This is a genomic window from Bartonella heixiaziensis (genome assembly GCF_046245125.2).
GTDB classification, from domain to species: domain Bacteria; phylum Pseudomonadota; class Alphaproteobacteria; order Rhizobiales; family Rhizobiaceae; genus Bartonella; species Bartonella heixiaziensis.
The window spans coordinates 1629558-1648504 of the sequence record NZ_CP176404.1 but is presented as its reverse complement, the minus strand read 5'-3'; the positions used below and the strand labels follow the sequence as shown (position 1 = coordinate 1648504).

Genomic DNA, 18947 nt, shown 5'->3' with positions numbered 1-18947 from the left:
ATAGTCTTTGAGAGATAAGAAACATTGCTTTCATTCTAGTTGTCAATCTCCCCAAATTACTTTATTATGTAATAGATGTTTTGATCGCATACGCAACGATCAATAGGGATTAAAAGCCCGAAGCCTCGATACATAAGAATGAACCCACTTTGTGGGTGTCCCGGGATTCCGGGAGATTTTGCTATGTCCAAGTGCGATGAGCACTAAAAGCAAAATGCTGATTCGAGGTCAGTACTTTTAACTCCCGGAATACCAATGCGAGGGCGCTCGCACCTAGCGGGGGAAGCTTTAAGAGTGACAACCAAAAATCCACATTTTTACGACATTTTTATAGGAAAAAAATTCGCTTTCAAAGAACAATGCTAGGAATGTCGCAAAAGCAATTAGGCAGCCGGTTAGGTATAACTTTCCAACAAATTCAAAAGTATGAGAAAGGCTTAAATCGTGTGAGTGCAGGGCGCTTAAAGGAAATTGCTGATCTCCTCAATGTTCCACTTTCCTTTTTTTATACTGATCTCTCACCAAAAGAAAACGCCCCAACCCATGATGACGAAGCAATATCGAGCAAAGAAGAGCACATCCTTTTGAAAAGTTTCAGAATGCTGCAACCTAAAAAACGGAAGGCAATTTTGTGGTTGATTTCTGAGGGATAAGAAACACTGCTTTAAAAATCATGATCTCATGATCCATATTTCATAAAAGCTTAAACCGTCTGTTTTTACTCAAGATGTCCCATTCCTTGAGCATTCTTGCATTTTTCTCAAAAACAATCCTAGCCGGTTGCCGTAATGTTGGGTAAAGATTGCGTCGTTTCCCCTCTATGGTTTGACTTGTGCGATTTTACTCTGCGTTTGCTGTTTCATGCTGCGCCGGAATCTCTCTCCCCTTACACAAGCCAAAAAGCGTGTGCCTTTGTATTATGACGCAATCTCTTTGAGGGAATAAAACCCGTTTGCCTATTTTGCTCTTGGCGTGAGCATTGAGACGATTGACCGTCATCATAAGGTGTTTAGGTTTCGCTGTGCATTGAGTAAATCCTCAATAGCATACAGAATTCTTAGCCGAGAGTTCTCTGGAAATGCGTCCCCTCGTTTACATAAAAAGCCGTAAGCTTCTCTTCTTGCAAATCTGTTTATGGTGGATCATGAAGAACACGCGCTTGTCGTTACAAGTGGGATTGGTGTGTGGGTAAAAACCATTTGAGAAAGGCGCAACTCTGCCTTTTTATGAACCGTTTCACTGTAAGAACAGTTTCGCAACATTGAGAGTTGGAAGACCAAATACAATGACGATGCTGGTTTGGGCGGAGCTGGCTTTGGGAGTGCTGGTTTGGGTGATGATTGTTTATTCCTAAATGGACATAAAAGGAGTAGAGCCCAAAGGGTTTTTTGTTATACCTTTCACGGACGATGTTCGTGAGAGGGGCGTTGAGTGATGTTTCTTGAAAGTAAGTGCGTGAATGAGCAGCATGCGTGTTCTTATGCCAGCTCTCCAAAACCATGATATCAAGTCCGCAACATTGAGAGTTGGAAAAGACCAAATACAATGACAGTTCTGGCTTTAGGGGTGCCGGTTTGGGAGGACATTCGATGTGATTATTCCAAATCGGGGGACACGTAAAGCTGTAGCTGAACGGAAATTTAGCAAAGGAAAATATTTCAGTAACGCAGATGAATTTTTTAAAGATTTGGGAATCTGAATTGTGCGAACGCTTATTCGTTCAGCACAATTCAAGCGCGCTGCCAAATGTGTTAAAAAACGCGGAAAAGATATGAAAAAATCGCGCATAGTGTTGCTTCTCTTATTTGAAGGAACACCGTTACTCAAAAATATAGTGATCACTCATAGAAAGATGGTTGGTAAGGCATCTCGTGATGCACACATTCACCCAATCGGCTACCGGTCTAGAGTGTTACTGGTACAAAATTGCACTTAGCTCGCACTAAAACACATACAGATCTTCTCTCATCTTTTTATTGGAAAAATTTTTATTGAAGAAAGAGGCTATTGGAATACATCCGGTGGGGGGGAATAGCCTCTTTCTTTTAAAGAACCTATAGAATAGTTTATCCCTTGACAAGGGATTCTTTAAAAATTTTCATTCTGATCAGAGATTAATTGTAAAATTGCTTTCTGTTTCTGAGGTTTGAGTATTCTGAAACTTTTCAAAAGGATGTGCTCTTCTTTATTCGATATTCTTTCGTTATCATGATATGGGGCGTTTTCTTTTGGTGAGAGATCAATGTAAAAAAAGGAAATGGGAACATTGAGGAGATCGGCAATTTCCTTTAAGCGCCCCGCACTCACTCGATTCAAGCCTTTCTCATACTTTTGAATTTGTTGGAAAGTTATACCTAACCGGCTGCCTAATTGCTTTTGCGACATTCCTAGCATTGTTCTTTGAAAGCGAATTTTTTTCCTATAAAAATGTCGTTTAAATGTGGATTTTTGGTTGTCACTTTTAGGCTCCCCCCGCGGTTGCGAGCGCCCTCGCATTGGTATTCTGGGAGTCAAAAATACTGAGCTCTAGTCAGCTTTTTTGCTTTTAGTGCTGAAAGCACCTGGACATAGCAAAATCTTCTGGAATCTTGGGAAACCTAGGAAACCTACATAGTGGGCTAATTTTACGCTAGAGCTTAGGGTTTTTGAATCCCTCTTGGGTCGTTGCGGATACAACCAAAATCACGGACTAATTCATAAGGCAATTTAAGGAAATTAGCAATCGAAATGAAAACAGTCTTCATTTGTTTTATGAGCGACTACTCGCCTCTCAAACTCTTAATAAGCGCTCTCCAAAACCATGATATCAAATCCGCAATATTGGGAGTTGGAAAAGACCAAATACAATGATGGTGTGTTGGCTTGGGTGGAACTGGCTCGGGTGGGTGTTGGTTTATTCCTAAATGAACGTAAAAAGAGTGGAGCCAATGGGTTTTTCGCTATACCTTTCACGGACGGTGCTCGTGAGAGGGGTGTTGAGTGATGTTTCTTGAAAGTAATTGCGTCAATGAGCAGTATCGTGAATTGGCAACACATCGCAAATAAGGAAAATATTCTCATGAGAAAACAGGCACGTTTTGTTTGTTTTGTTCTTCCCAATGTATCACTGTCCAGATTTGGTGACTGGACCGGTTAATTGGATGACATGCCCCATCTTGCGCGCTGGTTGAACAGAGTTCTTGCCATATAAATGGACTGATGTGCGCTCTTGTTTTAGAAAATATTTGCACTCGTTGAGATTGTTGCCAAGAAGGTTGATCATCTCACAATCGCTATGGCGGTAGGTGCTGCCCAAAGGAAGACCGCAAATGGCACGGATATGCTGTTCAAATTGGGAAGTCACGCACGCTTTTTGCGTCCAATGACCAGAATTATGCACTCGTGGCGCCAATTCATTTACTAAAAGAGTGCCATCCATTAAAACAAAAAATTCAATGCAAAGAACACCAACATAATTCAGGGCATCCATAACTTTTACACTGATTTCTTGTGCAGCCTTCTGCACACTAAGTGGAATACGCGATGGAACAAAGGATTTATGAAGAATGCCATTTTTATGTTGGTTTTCAGGGCAATCATAAAAAACATATTCCCCTTGGAGGGTGCGCGCTGACAACACAGAAATCTCCGATAAAAAGGGGACAATCTCTTCCAAAATCGATGGCTGTTCCTGAAAAGCCGTAAAGGCTTCGTCAAGGGCTTCTGCATTCGGATGATTCAACAGTATCTGATTTTTTCCATCATAGCCAAAGCGGCGCGTCTTCAAAAGACCCCGTTCGCCTAATGCCGAAAGTCCTGAAATGAAAGAAGAATAATCATCAACAGCATGCCACACCGCCGTAGAGATCCCTTGTGCGTTCAAAAATTGCTTTTCAAGCAATCGATCTTGCGTAATCTCTAACGCCTTGGACGAAGGATAAACAGGCTTGCTCTTTTCTACATATTGAACCGTTTGAAGTGAGAGATTTTCAAACTCATAAGTCACAACATCACACAGAGAAATAAAGCGATCTAAGGCTTCATAATCATCATAGGGGGCAACAATATGCTTATTGGCTGTTTGTGCCGCTGGGCAATCCGTTTCAGGGCAAAAAACAACCGTGTGAAATCCTAATTCTGCTGCCGCTATGGCTAACATGCGTGCTAACTGTCCCCCTCCTATTAAACCAACTACACTCTTCGGAGAGGAGATTTTGGATGCGGCAGGGATGCTGGATGCGGCAGGGATGCTGGATGCGGTGGAGGTGTTGGATAAGCGTGTCATTTTAAACCTCAGTGATAGGCGTTTGTGCGACACTGGCTGTTTGTTGCTGACGCCAATCTTGTAGCCGTTGTGCCAGATCATCATCGTAAACTGCCATTACAGCTGCTGCTAAAAGTGCTGCATTAATAGCCCCTGCTTTGCCAATCGCTAACGTGCCAACTGGTATTCCTGCAGGCATTTGCACAATTGAAAGCAACGAATCTTGACCGGACAAAGACTGTGAGTGCACTGGAACACCAAAAACAGGAAGTGGAGTAAGAGCTGCTAACATACCAGGAAGATGCGCTGCACCACCAGCTCCGGCGATCAAAACTTTAAACCCCGTAGTTTTTGCTTCTTTCGCAAATTGGTAAAGTCGGTCAGGAGTTCGGTGTGCTGAGATGATATGCGAAATATGAGAAATACCAAGGCAAGTTAAAATATCTGCACTATGACGCATCGTTTGCCAATCCGATTGGCTGCCCATTAAAATCGCTACGTCACATGATTTTTTTGTCATTTTGCATCCTTTTCAAGTGTTCAAGGCGATTCTTTATCCTTTATTCTTTAAAAATCTTATACTCTCTTTGCAAAGTCAATGGATGACAAAACAACAGTTTTTTTCACTCATTATTGTTTTTACATATTCACGGCGCTTGTTTTCAAGAAACATCTCTTAATTGATTGGTGATTGGGCACTCAAGCCCATTTCGTGACGACGCTCGTGAGTGGTATAATAGAAAGCTATTGAGTACAACCAGCACTTGTAAAGGAAGCAAGCTTATGCTGTCATTCTTTGCCTATACTCAAGATTGCCAATTGCTCCTGAATTGAGAGGGTTCTTGAGAGGTGTTTTTATACTTTTCTTCAATAGGGTTTATCCGCATTTGATTCCTTGTGTTTATCCATTCATCAACGTTGCTTTTGATATGCGAGGGAATGGTTTTGAGTGCTGCAATGTAAACAGGGGTTAGAATGGGGGAGTGTGACAGAAGGGTGGTATGGTTCTTGGTGGTAGCTTTTGATGGGGTTAGCTAAAACGAATGGGATATGAGCAAGGCAGAAAGGTGCGTGAAGGAAGACATGAAAGCTGCGATGAAGGGTGGAGCGAAGGGTGAGATGAAGAGGATGTTTAAGGGGATAATCGTATATGTATTCCGATATGCAAACAAAGACGCTCCAAATTACATAGGAATTGTTGGCACTCATTGTTGAAATTGATGCGTTTAAAGGCGCATGGCGCGCTCTTGGTATTCTTGCACCTAAGTCATTGAATGCTTTTTACCATATTGCTCCTGTTGAAAGCATCAGATCTTCCATGCGCATTGAAGCCAGCAAATTAACAGACTGCGAGATTGAACAGCTTTTGGTAAATTTAGAAATCATTGGCCGTTCCTGATTCAAAAACATAGATACTCTTTTGAAAGAGATCGCTTGCTCACAACTCCTCACGTTCAGTATCGGTCATGTAACTCTGGGGCATTCTTTTTTCATCAAAAATTTTTTGCCATGGTAGATGTTAACATATTGATCTAATGACTGAATCTGAGCAACAAAAAACTATAATTTATTTATTGACAGCTATAACCAAAACGTGTGCCGCAATTATGACAAATATGTGACTATGATTTTTTTCGTAGCAAAGATCATTTGTAAATTTAATTATTTATGAGGGAGGTTATCTCATGAAACGTGTTGTTTTAGCTGCAGCTTTGTTTTCTATCGTTTCTTCAGTATTATTTCCAATAACGGCTAGTGCACTGCCGGCGGGGAATGCTTGGGGAGGTGATAGAAAAGATAAGATAGTAGAACAACTTGTAAAACGAGGTGGTCTTGTAGAGGACCAGAGAAGGATTCTTTCAGAAATCGTTATTCCTGAGAGTATAGACCTCTTTTCGTATAGAAAGGACAGATTTAAAGTTTATTTTATGGACTATCCTCTTCTTCATTTGTTGGGATTGGGGAGTGGTTGTAAGGGGCTTAACCCGAAGGAGTATAGTGGTCACCTATGGCTATCATGCTCTATTAATGGAAAGTAGTTAAAGAGAAAGAGGCTTTTGACAAAGAAAGCGCATCTTGTTGCAAGAGATGCGCAGCCTCACAAAGAAATACCCTTGTTTTTAGCGGTTTAGGTCTTGGAAAAATAGATTGATTAGCGCGGTTCTCAGATATTTTGACTCTGAGATAGGAGGCGCTCTGCTAACAACCAGCAATATCGTAATGAATTGACCAGTTCTTGAAGCAGGGATTGCTATCCTTGAAGCTGGTGGGGATTTTTCTGATAGAATCATATCCTATGAGAGTAACTGGCTAGGCGGTGAAACCTTCGTTTCATTTGATAAATTAGCGATCGATCTGTTAAAGCAAAACAGGCAGTCCGCAATACTCCTTTCCTGACGAGTAAACTATGATCATGATGCCGCTATTGGATGGCTTGGTCAAACGATATACATTGACTTCCTATTCAATTGTCTAAAACTTTGAGATTAGAGAAAAAAGGACAGTTTTTGAGATGCTATTGTGTCATGTGTTTCTGCACTGGTTGGGGGGTGTTCCTGTTTTCTATGTAAGCGTAAATGTGTAAATGAAGAATTGAAGAAGAGGAAATAGGTGTTTTGTGTATCCACATGCCAACGCTGCTTTTAATGCGCAAGGGAATGGTTTTAAGTGTTGCGAGATAAACACGAGTGAAAGGATAAGGGGGAGTGAAATGAGAGAGGCTTATGATATTCGGGGATGCTCATTCAAGTTGCAAAATAATGATTATCCTTATCATGATTTGCTGTAAAATACTGTTGTTTAAGGCAGTTGATAGAGGGTATAAGAAACTTCCCATATTTTAAGTGGTTTGAGAGAGTGTGTGGTTAGTATTCAGGGATAGGGCTTGTCTGTTAGAGCCTATGAAATGAACCACATTGAGGGGTTAAGCAGGAGGAATTAGCTCGAGAAAAGCCGGATTGTTTACAGACCGGTACTGGTGGAAAGATTCTCCCTTTAAGGTGTGGGACATAAGTCAAAATCAACGGATTGCTTCTCTATAAGATTTCATAATTTTTGTTGGCTAAAAGGGCAGGACAGTAGTCATAGTATGGAGCTCGTGTTACAATTTGAACCAACTGCTTGTAATAAAGAGAGGTTTTAGGAGCAAAAAATAAGGATGTGTTATTGAGATAAAGAGAGAGGTAAAAATCTCAATATTAAGTGAATAGTACTTATTTTGTCGTTCAAATGATTCTTTCATGGTCAGTGATTGAGAAATTATACTCTTGCGCTTGCTGTAGAAAGGAGCACGCAGTCAAATATCTTTCTTGAAATTCACTTTTAGCAGCCTATATGCCCTTTTGTTTTTTTATTGTGAAGATGATAATCAGAGACAATGAGTTGTAATAAATTGTAATGAATTGTAAATAATAAAATTCAAGGTCTCTTTTTTGCCAAAATTTGCGCTATTTTGCGCATCAACATAAAAAAGGAGATTTTGTCAATGTTTGTTCCATTTTTAATCGCTTTAGGTACAGCAATAACGGCTGTATATGGTAAAAAAAACGTAAGTTATGCCCTGTGGGTCATTTTGTTGGTGGTCATTCTTCTTACTTTTAATCACCATGCAACGTCTACTTTAAATCTGTCTTTTTGAGAGAATAATCATGGAACATATTGAACAAAAAAATCATCATTTCATTATATTTGTGAATGTCTTGGGTCTTCTTGGTTTATCTGCTGTTTTGTTGGTGGCGTTCTATTATCAATTGGTAAAGTTTGAGTTGCCATGCCCCCTTTGTCTTCTTCAACGCGTTGGTTTGATCCTTGCAGGCTGTGGGTTTTTGCTCAATATCCACCATAGAGTGAAAAATACCCATTATAGTATGGTTATTCTTGGTTGTATGGTGACCAGTGTTGTTGCTGCTAGGCAGGTGTTTTTGCATATTACTCCCGATGATCTTGGATACGGTTCAACATTCTTTGGACTGCATTTTTATACTTGGGCGTTTATTGTTTCAGTCCTTTGTATTTTTGCTGTTGTCTTCGTTATGATTTTGAGCGAAGTGCCGTACACATTTAAAATGTTTTCTTCTTTTTCAGTGCTAAGTAAAGTGGCAAGTTTTCTCTTTGTGTTTTTGATTGCTGCAAATTTGGTTTCTACCGTACTTGAATGTGGAAGTGGGCAATGCGCTGATGATCCTGTAAGATATGAATTGTTATCGAATTGGTTTTCTTCTTCATCTTAGGGCTTTTTTTTTTCAATAAACGCTCTATCTATATAAATGAACTTTCTATTTATATTTTGATAAGCACGGAGGCGGCACTCTCAGCAGTGTCGCCTCTTTTTTGCGAAAGCTTGTGAGCGTGCAGGGGGCTCAAAGTTTTTCTCTCTTGGGAAGCGTTCACTTTTGGGGGTCTTTAATGCTCAAGGAATGGAGCATCTTGAGTAAAAAACAGATGGTTTAAGTTTTTATGAAGTATGGATCATGAGATTATGATTTTTAAAGCAGTGTTTCTTATCCCTCAGAAATCAACCACAAAATTGCCTTCCGTTTTTTAGGTTGCAGCATTCTGAAACTTTTCAAAAGGATGTGCTCTTCTCTTTGCTCGATATTGCTTCGTCATCATGGGTTGGGGCGTTTTCTTTTGGTGAGAGATCAGTATAAAAAAAGGAAAGTGGAACATTGAGGAGATCAGCAATTTCCTTTAAGCGCCCTGCACTCACACGATTTAAGCCTTTCTCATACTTTTGAATTTGTTGGAAAGTTATACCTAACCGGCTGCCTAATTGCTTTTGCGACATTCCTAGCATTGTTCTTTGAAAGCGAATTTTTTGCCTATAAAAATGTCGTTAAAATGTGGATTTTTGGTTGTCACTCTTAAAGCTCCCCCCGCTAGGTGCGAGCGCCCTCGCATTGGTATTCCGGGGGTCTGAAAGTACTGACCTCGAATCAGCATTTCGCTTTTAGTGATGAGAGCACTTGGACATAGCAAAATCTCCCGGAATTCTAAGGATACTCGCATGATGGGTCGATTTTATACTCGGATTTTCGGGCTTTTCCCCCTCCTTGGTCGTCATGTATACGACCAAAATCATAGTGCTTATTCATAAGGCAATTTCGGGAAATTAGCAATAAAATTAAAATGGCCTTTCTTTGTTTTTATGAGAGGTTCTCTCTTATGCACGCTCACCAAAATCATGATCTCAGATCCGTGTTTATTGAGAGAACTAACAAGCCTTGAAGAAGAGGAAAGCAGGGGAGGTGTTTTGCGTGTTCGAAAGGTGCAAGGAGAGGGTGGTAAGTGCAAAAGTTCAAGGGGAGGCGAGTAGAATGCGTAAAGAGTGAGGTAAAATTATGTAGAGAGCAGGAAAAAGGTGTGTTGATGGATGTTCTAAAGAGGAGGAGGGTAAGCTGTGCGAGAGAGGAGAACGGGAAAATGGTGGTGTGGTTTTTGGTGGTAGCTTTTGATGGGGGGGGATGAATGCGCTGGAGAATGGGGAAGGAGAATGTGGTGAAGGATATAAGCTACAGGGGATGGGATGAGAGCAGGCAGAAAGACGGCTGGAGGATAGGACGAAGGCTGCCTAGATAATGTTTAAATCTTCTTAAAGGAACATGCTTATGTATGTGTGAAAGCTTTTTAAATGTGTCTTACGGAATAAATATAAAAATTTCCCCTTTTTCCTTTTTGGTGAATTTTTGTTCACAAAGTTAAGAAAATAGGGTATGAACGCTGAAAATAATACGTATCGTTAAAAATACGTAAATTATAAAGAAACTTATTAACTGTAAAGGAAAACGTTTTTTATGTCCAAAGAAGAAGTTTTGGAATTTTCAGGAATCGTAACCGAACTCCTCCCCAATGCGATGTTTCGTGTGAAACTGGAAAATGATCATGAAATTATTGCTCATACCGCTGGAAGAATGCGCAAAAACCGTATTCGTGTGTTGGCTGGTGATAAAATCATGGTCGAAATGACCCCTTATGATTTGACAAAGGGGCGGATTACATATCGCTATAAATAGATTATGGCGGGTTTGTAATTTTATTGAAAATAATCCTATCTTCCCAAAATGCCGTTATCTTTTCTCAAAAAATAAAAATCTTTAAAAGAGTGAAAGGATTAAAATCATCTAGTGAATGCGTAGGATCAGTATCTCAAGAGGTCTACCGGTTTATAAATTAAAGGGAACCGTGAAACCACAATGAATTCGGTGACATTAAGACGATAAATGTGGTGCTTAAAATTTTTGTGAGGGGGAAGTAATGGGAATTAAGAGGGAAAACAGTTTAGGAAAAAAACAGGCAAAACAAAATCAGTTCGAGGAAGTTCAATTGGTACTTGCTTCTGCTTCACCACGTCGCTTGGCGCTTTTAGCGCAAATAGGTCTTGATCCTCATTATGTTCACGCAACCGATGTTGATGAAACACCAAAATTAAGAGAACATCCTGCAAATCTTGCAAAACGTTTAGCAAAGGCAAAGGCGCTTAAAGCGCAAGAAACTTTGCTATGGTGCGAAAAGAATAATAAAGGGACGGTATTTGCACAGAAAACAGTGATTTTGGCTGCTGATACTGTGGTGGCTGTGGGGAACGTTTCTCTTCCTAAACCACAAAATGAAAACGAGGCTTATGAATGTTTACGCTTTCTTTCAGGACGCTCTCACAAGGTCTATGGTGCACTTTGTGTGCTCAATGAACACGGGAAAATAACAGTAAAATTGGTTGAAAGCCGTGTCCGTTTTAAACGGTTGACTGCTCCTGTGATGAGGGCTTATCTTGCTTCTGGTGAATGGGAAGGAAAAGCCGGTGGTTACGCTATTCAGGGAAAAGCAGGCGCTTTTGTGGTCCAGATTGTTGGCTCTTATTCTAATGTGGTTGGGTTGCCATTGGCTGAAACAATGGATGTTTTGATGGCTTATCGTTATCCTCTTCTTGCTAATTGGACTAGAGAAATATACTAGAATGATGCATTGACAGGCAAAACCAATGGAAAAGCTTAAAGAGCCGAAAGGGGTGGGGAAAGCGGAAAAATTAACAGAGCCATGTGAACAATCAAAAGAGCTCTCTCCAACACGCCCTCCACATCCGTGCCCGATCTGTGGTCAGATGTCTCAACAAAGCGCTTATCCTTTTTGTTCAACACGATGCCGAGCGATTGATCTGAATCGGTGGCTTTCCGGCGTGTATATTTTGCCTGCGCCACCACAAAAAACTGATGAAGAAGAATAAATGGGCACGGTAAAGTATTCATTTAAGAGCGTTGAGAGTTTTTAGGTGTGTAAGTGAAAAAGGATGAGATGTTTGCCGTAAGCCGGTGCCATCATTCTTTGCCAATATCCAAAATTGTCGATTGCTCTTGCATTGAGATCGTTTATGAGAAGCGTTTTTGTGCCTCATCTTCAATGGTGTTTATCTATATTTTTATCCCTCGTTTTTATCCATATACCAACGCTGCTTTTGATGTGCAAGGGAATGGGTTTGAGTGCTGCAGTGTCCAACAGGGGTGAGAGTGAGGAGAATGGAAGAAGGGTGTGTGGTTTTTGGTGGTAGCTTTTGATGGGGAGATGAATGCGTTGGAGAATGGGGGAGGAGAATGTGGTGAAGGATATAAGCTATAGGGGATGGGATAAGAGCAGGCAGGGAGGTGGGCGAAGGATGGGCGTGAAAGCTGTATTGAAGGAGGGGTGATGGGGGTGTTTAAGGGGTAGAAGAACAGTTTTTGATATGCTGTTTTGCGTGAAGTGTTTTTAGATTTGTTGGGACGCTCATTCCTGCTTTCTGTGTAATCGTAAATGTGTAAATAATGCATTGAAGAAGAGGAAAAAGAAGAAGTGAAGGTTATGCGTTCTCTATAAAACGTCAATGGTATGAGGAGAAGGGCGGAGTTAAAGAGTGAGAGAGAGGGAAGGTGAGGAGTCAAATAAAGAGCAGGGGAGATGATAGCTTTTAATTCGTATTTGTATCACCAAAGCATAATCCAAGTCTGATCAACAATCATTTTATCAGAAATTTTTCCGGTCTGCTGTGGAAGCGTAAATGATGAATTGGGAAGAGGAAAGCAAAGAGGACGGCTATTTCGCGTGTTTAAAAGAATGAAAGAAGGGATGACAAAGGCAATGAAAGGGTGGCAAGTGCAAACTAGTTCAAGGTGGAGGCGAAGGGCATTTGTGATGGGATCGCGTGATCACAAAGTAGGTTGAAAGAGAGAGCGCACGTTTTTTGTGTTTTTGTTGATTTATGCAAACATGCAAAGGTGTAAAAATCTCAAAAACAATAGTTGGTATATGAGGCTCTTTAGGAGGGTTAAACTAAAGGGAGTAAAGATAACTTTGAGACGTTGTTGTGTCATGCGTTTTTACATGGGGTTGGAGAGGGCTTTCTGTGTAATCGTAAAAGCGTGAATAATGAATTGGGAAGAGGAAAGCAGAGAGGGCGAACGTTTCGTGTGTTCGAAAGAATGCAATGAAGGGATGACAAAGGGAATGAAAGGATAGCAAGTGCGATGGAGAGGATTGGAGTGTTGTACCGTAAAGAGTGAAGTGAAAATTGTGTGAGGTATGGAGTCAATGGGTGGATGAAGGATGCTCTAGAGAGGAAGGTGAGGAGGGTATTAAAGGGTGATGTGGTTTTGGGAGAGGGCTAAATGGGGAAGAATGTGCTGGGAAGCACGGTGATGGGGTAAGCTAGATGGGATGAGAGCAGGGCTGGAAAAAGGAACTAGAAAAGTGAGAAAACAATGGTTGAAAGATATAAAACTCTTCCTCACCCCATTTGCTTTTAAAGGGGGGGTGAGGGATTTATGTTTTCATAAGAAGGAAAATGTTAGTTTTTTTTCATAATTTTCCAAGTTTTTCCATCAGACATATACATAATTTTTTGGCCTGTGGTCACTTTTCGTATCTCATGATCGGTACGAATTGAGGAACTTAAAGCTGCGCGGTTGTCTACGAAGATTGATTTCCACATAAATGGGCCGGGGGGCGGGAAAAAGATATTGGGTGCCCAAGCGCCATCTTTTAAACGAACGACGACAAGCTCTTCTTTTTTCAATTTATCCGAAAGAGTTTGTGCAGAGAGGTCTTTACTGTTGACAATGGTGAGACCCCGTGCATCGGGTGAGGCTAACCCCCCAAGGTCGCTTATACTATTCATGCACGTACTGAACTTACATAATATTTGGACGACGTAAGGATCTTTACAGTGCCCTTCAGCAGAGGCATTTATGAACGCTTGGTATTTGTAATCAGCTATAGGGCTGAAAAAGGTGGAACTTTGTGGACTTAACACATAACAGGAGGAAAGATGCCTCTTCCAACGAGAATGGTCTTCAACAAAACTCGAAGATTTATGGAGTTTGCCAAATGTATTTGGAATTTCGATGACACCGATTGTTGTTGCTTTACCAGCTATAAGGTCAATTATTGTTCCTGTAACCAGATTTCCATTCTTGGAAACATCCAATCTGTATCGATGTCCAATTTGCCAAGGAAATTTAATCTCACAGCGCACTCCTGAGCCCTCATGGGTAAAATGTTTACATTTCTCACTCTTCCATCCCGTGGCATTCCGGATAGAAAAGTGAATGGTGCGGGTGCCTCTGTTGAATAAACCAATATAGCCACTTTTTCCATTTTTGAATTGAAATTCGTTTCCCCAGAAATAGATGGAATTAGGTCCACCATCATAAGTTATTTGCTGAAAAAAAGAAAATGTATCAAATGACATGTTGTGAGGCCATTCATGTTGCATCGTGATAACTTTACCAGCAAAAACAGCATAACTTGGTTTACTTATGAGAAAAAATAAAAGAATGAATAAGATCTTTTTTACGCGATGACTCATACTTAACCTCCTGTAATTATTAACTAAAGCTCATGAAAGGACACGGAAATTAAAAACATAATATTTAACATTTTGTTAAGATACATATTATGAATGCTTCATTTTGTTGTAAATCTGTGTTGTAAACGCTATGCTGTGTAAAACGAGAAAAAGATGTGTTTGCACACAGTATTTTTTGTTGGTCAAATGTCACTCTTAAACAGTTTTGCATTTTTTAATAATGAAGGCGTTTTTGTTTTATACAAAAGTTTCCATTTTCATTGAAAAATGATCTCGTGTTTCTCCCCCTCTTGTTATGTGTCCTATAAAAACCCATATTCTTTTTAGCACTACGGTCCTTCTTCATGCGGCATCATTTGCGGTGTTTGGTGAGGGTTGGTCGGTCTTTTGAAGATGCCTCTTTTGTGGAATGTTGGGGGAGTTTAAAGTGCGGCGGTGGCTTGAGATTTAAGGAAAAAAAATGAACTTGGAAAAATATAGCGAACGGTTGCAAGGTTTTTTACAATCAGCACAAAATAGTGCCCTCTCTTCTGATCATCAGCAATTTATGCCGGAGCATCTGTTGAAAGTGCTGTTAGATGATTCTCAAGGGTTGGCGGCATCACTGATCCAAAAAGCGGGTGGTGATCTTACTCTTATTCGAAAGGCGCTTAACGAAGCACTTGATGCTTTGCCAAAAGTGCAAGGGGGGAATGGACAGCTCTATTTGTCTCAGCCGTTGGCAAAAGTCTTTAATATGGCTGAAGATCTGGCGAAAAAAGCCGGTGATCAATTTGTGACTGTGGAGCGTGTGTTGCAAGCATTGATCATGGAAAAGACCGCAAAAACCACTGATGTTCTCACAAGTGGAGGGTTGACAGCGCAAGCGCTTAATCAGGCTATTAATGATTTGCGAAAGGGAAAAACAGCAACAAGCCCCCATGCCGAAAGCCAATATGATGCTCTGCAAAAATATGCTCGTGATTTGACAAAAGATGCTCGCGAAGGAAAACTTGATCCTGTTATTGGGCGGGAAGAGGAAATCCGCCGCACTATTCAGGTGCTTTCACGGCGGACGAAAAATAATCCTGTGTTGATTGGGGAGCCTGGGGTGGGGAAAACAGCTATTGTGGAAGGGTTGGCATTGCGCATTGTTAATGGCGATGTGCCTGAAACTTTGCGTGATAAACAGCTTTATGCGCTCGATATGGGAGCACTTATCGCTGGTGCAAAGTATCGTGGGGAATTCGAAGAGCGCCTCAAAGCGGTGCTGGCAGAGGTGCAAGCTGAAAATGGTCAGATCATTTTGTTTATCGATGAATTGCATAATCTCGTGGGGGCAGGAAAATCCGATGGGCCTATGGATGCTTCCAACTTGTTAAAACCTGCTCTCGCACGCGGAGAACTCCACTGTGTGGGGGCTACGACTTTGGATGAATATCGAAAATATGTTGAAAAAGATGCTGCTCTTGCACGCCGCTTTCAGCCTGTCTTTGTGCCTGAACCTTCTTTAGAGGATACTATCTCTATTTTGCGCGGTCTTAAAGAAAAATATGAACAACATCACAAAGTGCGCTTGGCAGATAGTGCACTGATCGCGGCGGCACGGTTGTCTAACCGCTATATTACGGATCGTTTTTTGCCTGATAAAGCTATTGATCTTATCGATGAAGCGGCGGCACGGTTGCGGATGCAGGTCGATTCAAAGCCGGAAGAACTTGATGCACTTGATCGGCGTATTTTACAATTGAAGATTGAACGTGAAGCTTTGAAAACTGACGTGGAGCCAACAGCAAAAGAACGTTTGCAAAGCGTGCAGGAAGAACTGAAAACATTGGAACAACAGTCCGCTGAGATGACAACGGCTTGGCAGGCTGAGAAACAAAAATTAGGGCATGCTGCTGATTTGAAAAAACAACTCGAAGAAGCCCGTAATGCTTTGGCTATTGCACAGCGTGATGGACAATTCCAAAAAGCTGGAGAGCTCGCTTATAGCGTTATCCCTGAACTCGAAAAACAATTGAGCATCGCTGAAAATGATGACCAACAAAATCATCTCGTTGAAGAAACGGTCACTGCTGAACATGTGGCACGGATTGTTTCACGCTGGACCGGTATTCCTGTTGATCGAATGCTGGAGGCAGAACGGGAGGCGCTGTTGCGGATGGAAGATGAAATTAGCAAACGTGTGATTGGTCAAGGCGAAGCTGTTCAAGCTGTTTCTCGCGCTGTACGCCGTGCGCGCGCAGGGTTGCAAGATCCCAATCGCCCGCTTGGCTCTTTCATGTTTTTGGGTCCTACTGGTGTGGGAAAAACCGAATTAACCAAAGCTCTGGCCGCTTTTCTTTTCCAAGACTCCAATGCCATGTTGCGCATCGATATGTCTGAATATATGGAAAAGCATGCTGGGGCGCGGCTGATTGGGGCGCCGCCTGGATATGTTGGATATGAAGAGGGAGGCGTGCTGACCGAAGCCGTACGAAGAAGACCTTATCAGGTCATTCTGTTCGACGAAATTGAAAAAGCACATCCTGATATTTTTAATCTCTTGTTGCAAGTGCTCGATGAGGGACGTTTGACCGATAGTCAAGGACGTACCGTTGATTTTCGTAATACCTTGCTGATTATGACTTCTAATCTTGGCGCTGAATTTTTAACCGCTTTGCCTGAAGGACAAACAACCGATCAGGCAAAAAATGATGTCATGAATGTCGTCAAAGCGGCTTTTCGCCCTGAATTTTTAAACCGTATTGATGAGATTATTCTTTTTCAACGATTGCAACGCCACGATATGGAAGCGATCGTCGATATTCAGATAGAACATTTGCAAAATTTGCTCAATGAACGCAAAATAACTTTGCAAATCGAGCCAGAGGTGAGGAAATTTCTTGCCGATAAAGGCTATGATCCCCTCTATGGTGCACGTCCGCTTAAACGGATTATCCAAAAAGAAATTCAAGACCCACTGGCAGAAAACATCTTATTTGGAAAAATTCACGATGAATCAACGGTGAAAATTACAAAACAAGGTGATCGGTTGGAATTTTTGCCTGAAGATTAAAAACTCTCATAAGAGAGAGTGATAGACAAGAAATGATAATGAGAACATAAAAAACTTGACAAGGTGAATCTAAACAGATATCATAGTTACATAATTCGAATTGCGCGTTTTTACCAAGCCAGCAAAATCACGCTGGGAAATCCAAGAATAATAGAACGATAATAATAGAAAAAGAAGAGTCTTGGTAAAGAGAGTGCTCGATAAATAAGCCAAATGATAAGTTCAAATGAATGCGTGGAGATATGTGTTGAAACGTGTGAAATCAGGTGGCGGCGACGATAAATAGATTGAAAAGTAAGCCAAATAATTAAGCTTGGAAATTAAACCGGTAAGGCGGAAATTGAGCCTTGAACCGGTGGAAGATAATTAAAAATAACCTAAAGAGAAGTGCGTAGATTAGAGGGAATGTTTCAGATTTGAGATTTTCCAAGTTTGTGTGCTTTTCGTTTTTTGGAATTTCATTGTGTGAGCAGTGAAAAACATTTCTAGGGGAGATATTCCTCTGGAGAGGGGATGGCTTAGGTAATTTTTACTGGAATTCCTTCCTTATCTTGTGAGGCACTTTCTATAATATATCTGAAAGCTCTATTTGTGTATTGTGTCAGAAGGCTCAACCTCCGTACTGCTTATCGGCAGTCTTTATCATTATGGTAAAGACGGTCATGGTATTATGAGGTTGGTCCTTCTGATATAATATGCAGGTAGAGTTTTTGGGTACATTATAGAAAGTTCCTTACAAGATAAGGAAGGTATTCGAGTAGAAATTACCTAAACCATCCTATTGTATGCTGCTTTTTAAGTGGGGCGCAATTTTGTTAAGTGATCTTGCTTTTTTTCACTTTATCAACTGATTTCTTTATAAAAAATTACTTTATACTTCGTTTGAGAGAATGTAATGGTGACAGAGGAACATTGTCTTCCCTTACGTCGAAGAGGGCGCCCAAAAGGTGCGCTGAATAAAACAACAAGACGTTTTAATGAAGCCCTTCTTACAGCGGCTGAACAGGCTGGGTATCACTATGGTGAGGATGGGTTGGTATCTTACCTTCAATATCATGCACTGAATAATCCTGTGCCCTTTTTTTCACTTCTTGCAAAAGTTTTGCCTTTGCAAGTGACTGGAGAGGGGGGAAAAGCTGTTAAAACAATTTCGCGTGTTGAGATTGTACCGGTGGTTTCAAAGGATGTGAAGTCTGATGAGGGTGCGAAATCTGAGGGGAGTGAAACCTGAAGGGCGTGTTATTTGAGAGGCGTTTTTTCCTAAGGTGATGTGAAGCTTTGATTTCTTAGTTTCTAAGAGATTTGCTTGTAAGGTGTGATATCTGGAAACTATGGTATCTGAGATATGTGCTGTAACTTTTGGTGATTGTTGATGCTCTTAAAGGGTGTAAGCTAAATTTTCATGGGATGTTTTCGAGCCTTTTGTCGGGGGTGATGATCTACTTCATGTGGCAATGTGTGGGGTGGTTATGCAAAAGGGGTTAAACGGATTTTTTGAAGAAAGCACCTAAAAGCAAGGACTAGAGGGAACTCTCTTTATTTAATCAAGATATCTAACCCATGAGATCTTGCAAAGATGATCGTTTAGATTGTTTTTCTTCCAAAATTAAACCTTTTTTGGGGAAAGGTTGATGTGTGTGCTGCCTGTTTCTGTTTTGTGGCACTTGCAAAGGTTTTGGCTCTGCAAGTGATTGGAGAGGGGAGGAGAGAGGCGGTTAAAAGCATCTTACCTGTTGAGATTGTGCCCTTGGTTTTAAAAGATATGGTGCTTGAGGGGATATCAAACCTGAGGACTGTAGAGCCTGAGTGGCGTGGTTTTTGAGAAGGATCGT

At 41.0% G+C, this 18947-nt stretch carries 15 protein-coding genes and 2 pseudogenes; 12 read left to right on the top strand and 5 right to left on the bottom strand.

Annotated features, from left to right (window positions below; all coding sequences use genetic code 11):
• Window positions 1-368 precede the first annotated feature (368 nt).
• Window positions 369-653, top strand: a complete 285-nt coding sequence (locus tag ACKC4Y_RS07155) for a helix-turn-helix domain-containing protein (protein WP_409361075.1) — start codon at window positions 369-371, stop codon at window positions 651-653.
• A 1435-nt stretch (window positions 654-2088) separates the two neighbouring features.
• Here the strand turns inward: ACKC4Y_RS07155 and ACKC4Y_RS07150 are convergent.
• From ACKC4Y_RS07150 to purE, 3 genes are all read right to left on the bottom strand, one after another.
• Entirely contained in the window at window positions 2089-2385 is a 297-nt protein-coding gene (locus ACKC4Y_RS07150; RefSeq protein WP_409361074.1) for a helix-turn-helix domain-containing protein, read from the bottom strand.
• Window positions 2386-3103: 718 nt separating this feature from the next.
• On the bottom strand, window positions 3104-4264 hold the full coding sequence (locus tag ACKC4Y_RS07145; RefSeq protein WP_409361073.1) for a 5-(carboxyamino)imidazole ribonucleotide synthase: 1161 nt from the start codon (window positions 4262-4264) through the stop codon (window positions 3104-3106).
• A gap of 1 nt (window position 4265) precedes the next feature.
• Window positions 4266-4763, bottom strand: coding sequence for a 5-(carboxyamino)imidazole ribonucleotide mutase (purE, locus tag ACKC4Y_RS07140; RefSeq protein WP_409361072.1), 498 nt, complete (start codon window positions 4761-4763; stop codon window positions 4266-4268).
• Between the two features lie 678 nt (window positions 4764-5441).
• Here purE and ACKC4Y_RS07135 point away from each other — a divergent pair.
• The 5 genes and pseudogenes from ACKC4Y_RS07135 (at window position 5442) to ACKC4Y_RS07115 (ending at window position 8472) form a co-directional block, all read left to right on the top strand.
• Window positions 5442-5642: a hypothetical protein gene (locus ACKC4Y_RS07135; protein ID WP_409361071.1), complete on the top strand. Its 201-nt coding sequence runs from the start codon at window positions 5442-5444 to the stop codon at window positions 5640-5642.
• A 286-nt stretch (window positions 5643-5928) separates the two neighbouring features.
• Window positions 5929-6282, top strand: coding sequence for a hypothetical protein (locus ACKC4Y_RS07130; RefSeq protein ID WP_409361070.1), 354 nt, complete (start codon window positions 5929-5931; stop codon window positions 6280-6282).
• A 157-nt stretch (window positions 6283-6439) separates the two neighbouring features.
• Window positions 6440-6640, top strand: a pseudogene (locus ACKC4Y_RS07125) (VapC toxin family PIN domain ribonuclease); the annotation flags it as partial.
• A 1087-nt stretch (window positions 6641-7727) separates the two neighbouring features.
• Window positions 7728-7880 carry a DUF5993 family protein gene (locus ACKC4Y_RS07120; protein ID WP_409361069.1) on the top strand — a complete coding sequence of 51 codons (153 nt, stop codon included), beginning with the start codon at window positions 7728-7730 and terminating at the stop codon, window positions 7878-7880.
• A gap of 10 nt (window positions 7881-7890) precedes the next feature.
• Window positions 7891-8472 (top strand): disulfide bond formation protein B, encoded by a 582-nt coding sequence (locus ACKC4Y_RS07115; protein WP_409361068.1) that lies wholly within the window; start codon window positions 7891-7893, stop codon window positions 8470-8472.
• 270 nt (window positions 8473-8742) lie between these two features.
• Here ACKC4Y_RS07115 and ACKC4Y_RS07110 read toward each other — a convergent pair.
• Window positions 8743-9142, bottom strand: a pseudogene (locus tag ACKC4Y_RS07110) (helix-turn-helix domain-containing protein).
• A gap of 893 nt (window positions 9143-10035) precedes the next feature.
• On the opposite strand from ACKC4Y_RS07110, the gene infA reads away from it, so the two are divergent.
• From infA to yacG, 3 genes are all read left to right on the top strand, one after another.
• Window positions 10036-10254, top strand: coding sequence for a translation initiation factor IF-1 (gene infA, locus ACKC4Y_RS07105; protein ID WP_004857577.1), 219 nt, complete (start codon window positions 10036-10038; stop codon window positions 10252-10254).
• Window positions 10255-10495: 241 nt separating this feature from the next.
• Entirely contained in the window at window positions 10496-11194 is a 699-nt protein-coding gene (locus ACKC4Y_RS07100) for a Maf family nucleotide pyrophosphatase (RefSeq protein ID WP_409361067.1), read from the top strand.
• 25 nt (window positions 11195-11219) lie between these two features.
• Window positions 11220-11462 (top strand): DNA gyrase inhibitor YacG, encoded by a 243-nt coding sequence (gene yacG / locus ACKC4Y_RS07095; protein WP_409361066.1) that lies wholly within the window; start codon window positions 11220-11222, stop codon window positions 11460-11462.
• Window positions 11463-13055: 1593 nt separating this feature from the next.
• Here the strand turns inward: yacG and ACKC4Y_RS07090 are convergent.
• On the bottom strand, window positions 13056-14075 hold the full coding sequence (locus ACKC4Y_RS07090; RefSeq protein WP_409361065.1) for a DUF3472 domain-containing protein: 1020 nt from the start codon (window positions 14073-14075) through the stop codon (window positions 13056-13058).
• A gap of 460 nt (window positions 14076-14535) precedes the next feature.
• Between ACKC4Y_RS07090 and clpB the strand changes: the two genes are divergently transcribed.
• From clpB to ACKC4Y_RS07075, 3 genes are all read left to right on the top strand, one after another.
• Window positions 14536-17115, top strand: a complete 2580-nt coding sequence (gene clpB, locus ACKC4Y_RS07085; protein ID WP_409361064.1) for an ATP-dependent chaperone ClpB — start codon at window positions 14536-14538, stop codon at window positions 17113-17115.
• A gap of 895 nt (window positions 17116-18010) precedes the next feature.
• Complete coding sequence (locus ACKC4Y_RS07080) at window positions 18011-18346, top strand: hypothetical protein (RefSeq protein WP_409361063.1); 336 nt, start codon at window positions 18011-18013, stop codon at window positions 18344-18346.
• Between the two features lie 402 nt (window positions 18347-18748).
• Window positions 18749-18937, top strand: a complete 189-nt coding sequence (locus tag ACKC4Y_RS07075; protein WP_409361062.1) for a hypothetical protein — start codon at window positions 18749-18751, stop codon at window positions 18935-18937.
• The last annotated feature ends 10 nt before the right edge of the window (window positions 18938-18947 follow it).

What these genes read in the sequence shown, in the direction of transcription:
- clpB (WP_409361064.1), top strand. Translation starts at nt 14,536, where the DNA reads ATGAACTTGGAAAAATATAGCGAACGGTTGCAAGGTTTTTTACAATCA.
- ACKC4Y_RS07100 (WP_409361067.1), top strand. Translation starts at nt 10,496, where the DNA reads ATGGGAATTAAGAGGGAAAACAGTTTAGGAAAAAAACAGGCAAAACAA.
- ACKC4Y_RS07155 (WP_409361075.1), top strand. Translation starts at nt 369, where the DNA reads ATGTCGCAAAAGCAATTAGGCAGCCGGTTAGGTATAACTTTCCAACAA.
- ACKC4Y_RS07115 (WP_409361068.1), top strand. Translation starts at nt 7,891, where the DNA reads ATGGAACATATTGAACAAAAAAATCATCATTTCATTATATTTGTGAAT.
- ACKC4Y_RS07080 (WP_409361063.1), top strand. Translation starts at nt 18,011, where the DNA reads ATGGTGACAGAGGAACATTGTCTTCCCTTACGTCGAAGAGGGCGCCCA.
- ACKC4Y_RS07120 (WP_409361069.1), top strand. Translation starts at nt 7,728, where the DNA reads ATGTTTGTTCCATTTTTAATCGCTTTAGGTACAGCAATAACGGCTGTA.
- ACKC4Y_RS07090 (WP_409361065.1), bottom strand. Translation starts at nt 14,075, where the DNA reads ATGAGTCATCGCGTAAAAAAGATCTTATTCATTCTTTTATTTTTTCTC.
- yacG (WP_409361066.1), top strand. Translation starts at nt 11,220, where the DNA reads ATGGAAAAGCTTAAAGAGCCGAAAGGGGTGGGGAAAGCGGAAAAATTA.
- ACKC4Y_RS07150 (WP_409361074.1), bottom strand. Translation starts at nt 2,385, where the DNA reads ATGTCGCAAAAGCAATTAGGCAGCCGGTTAGGTATAACTTTCCAACAA.
- ACKC4Y_RS07145 (WP_409361073.1), bottom strand. Translation starts at nt 4,264, where the DNA reads ATGACACGCTTATCCAACACCTCCACCGCATCCAGCATCCCTGCCGCA.
- infA (WP_004857577.1), top strand. Translation starts at nt 10,036, where the DNA reads ATGTCCAAAGAAGAAGTTTTGGAATTTTCAGGAATCGTAACCGAACTC.
- ACKC4Y_RS07130 (WP_409361070.1), top strand. Translation starts at nt 5,929, where the DNA reads ATGAAACGTGTTGTTTTAGCTGCAGCTTTGTTTTCTATCGTTTCTTCA.
- purE (WP_409361072.1), bottom strand. Translation starts at nt 4,763, where the DNA reads ATGACAAAAAAATCATGTGACGTAGCGATTTTAATGGGCAGCCAATCG.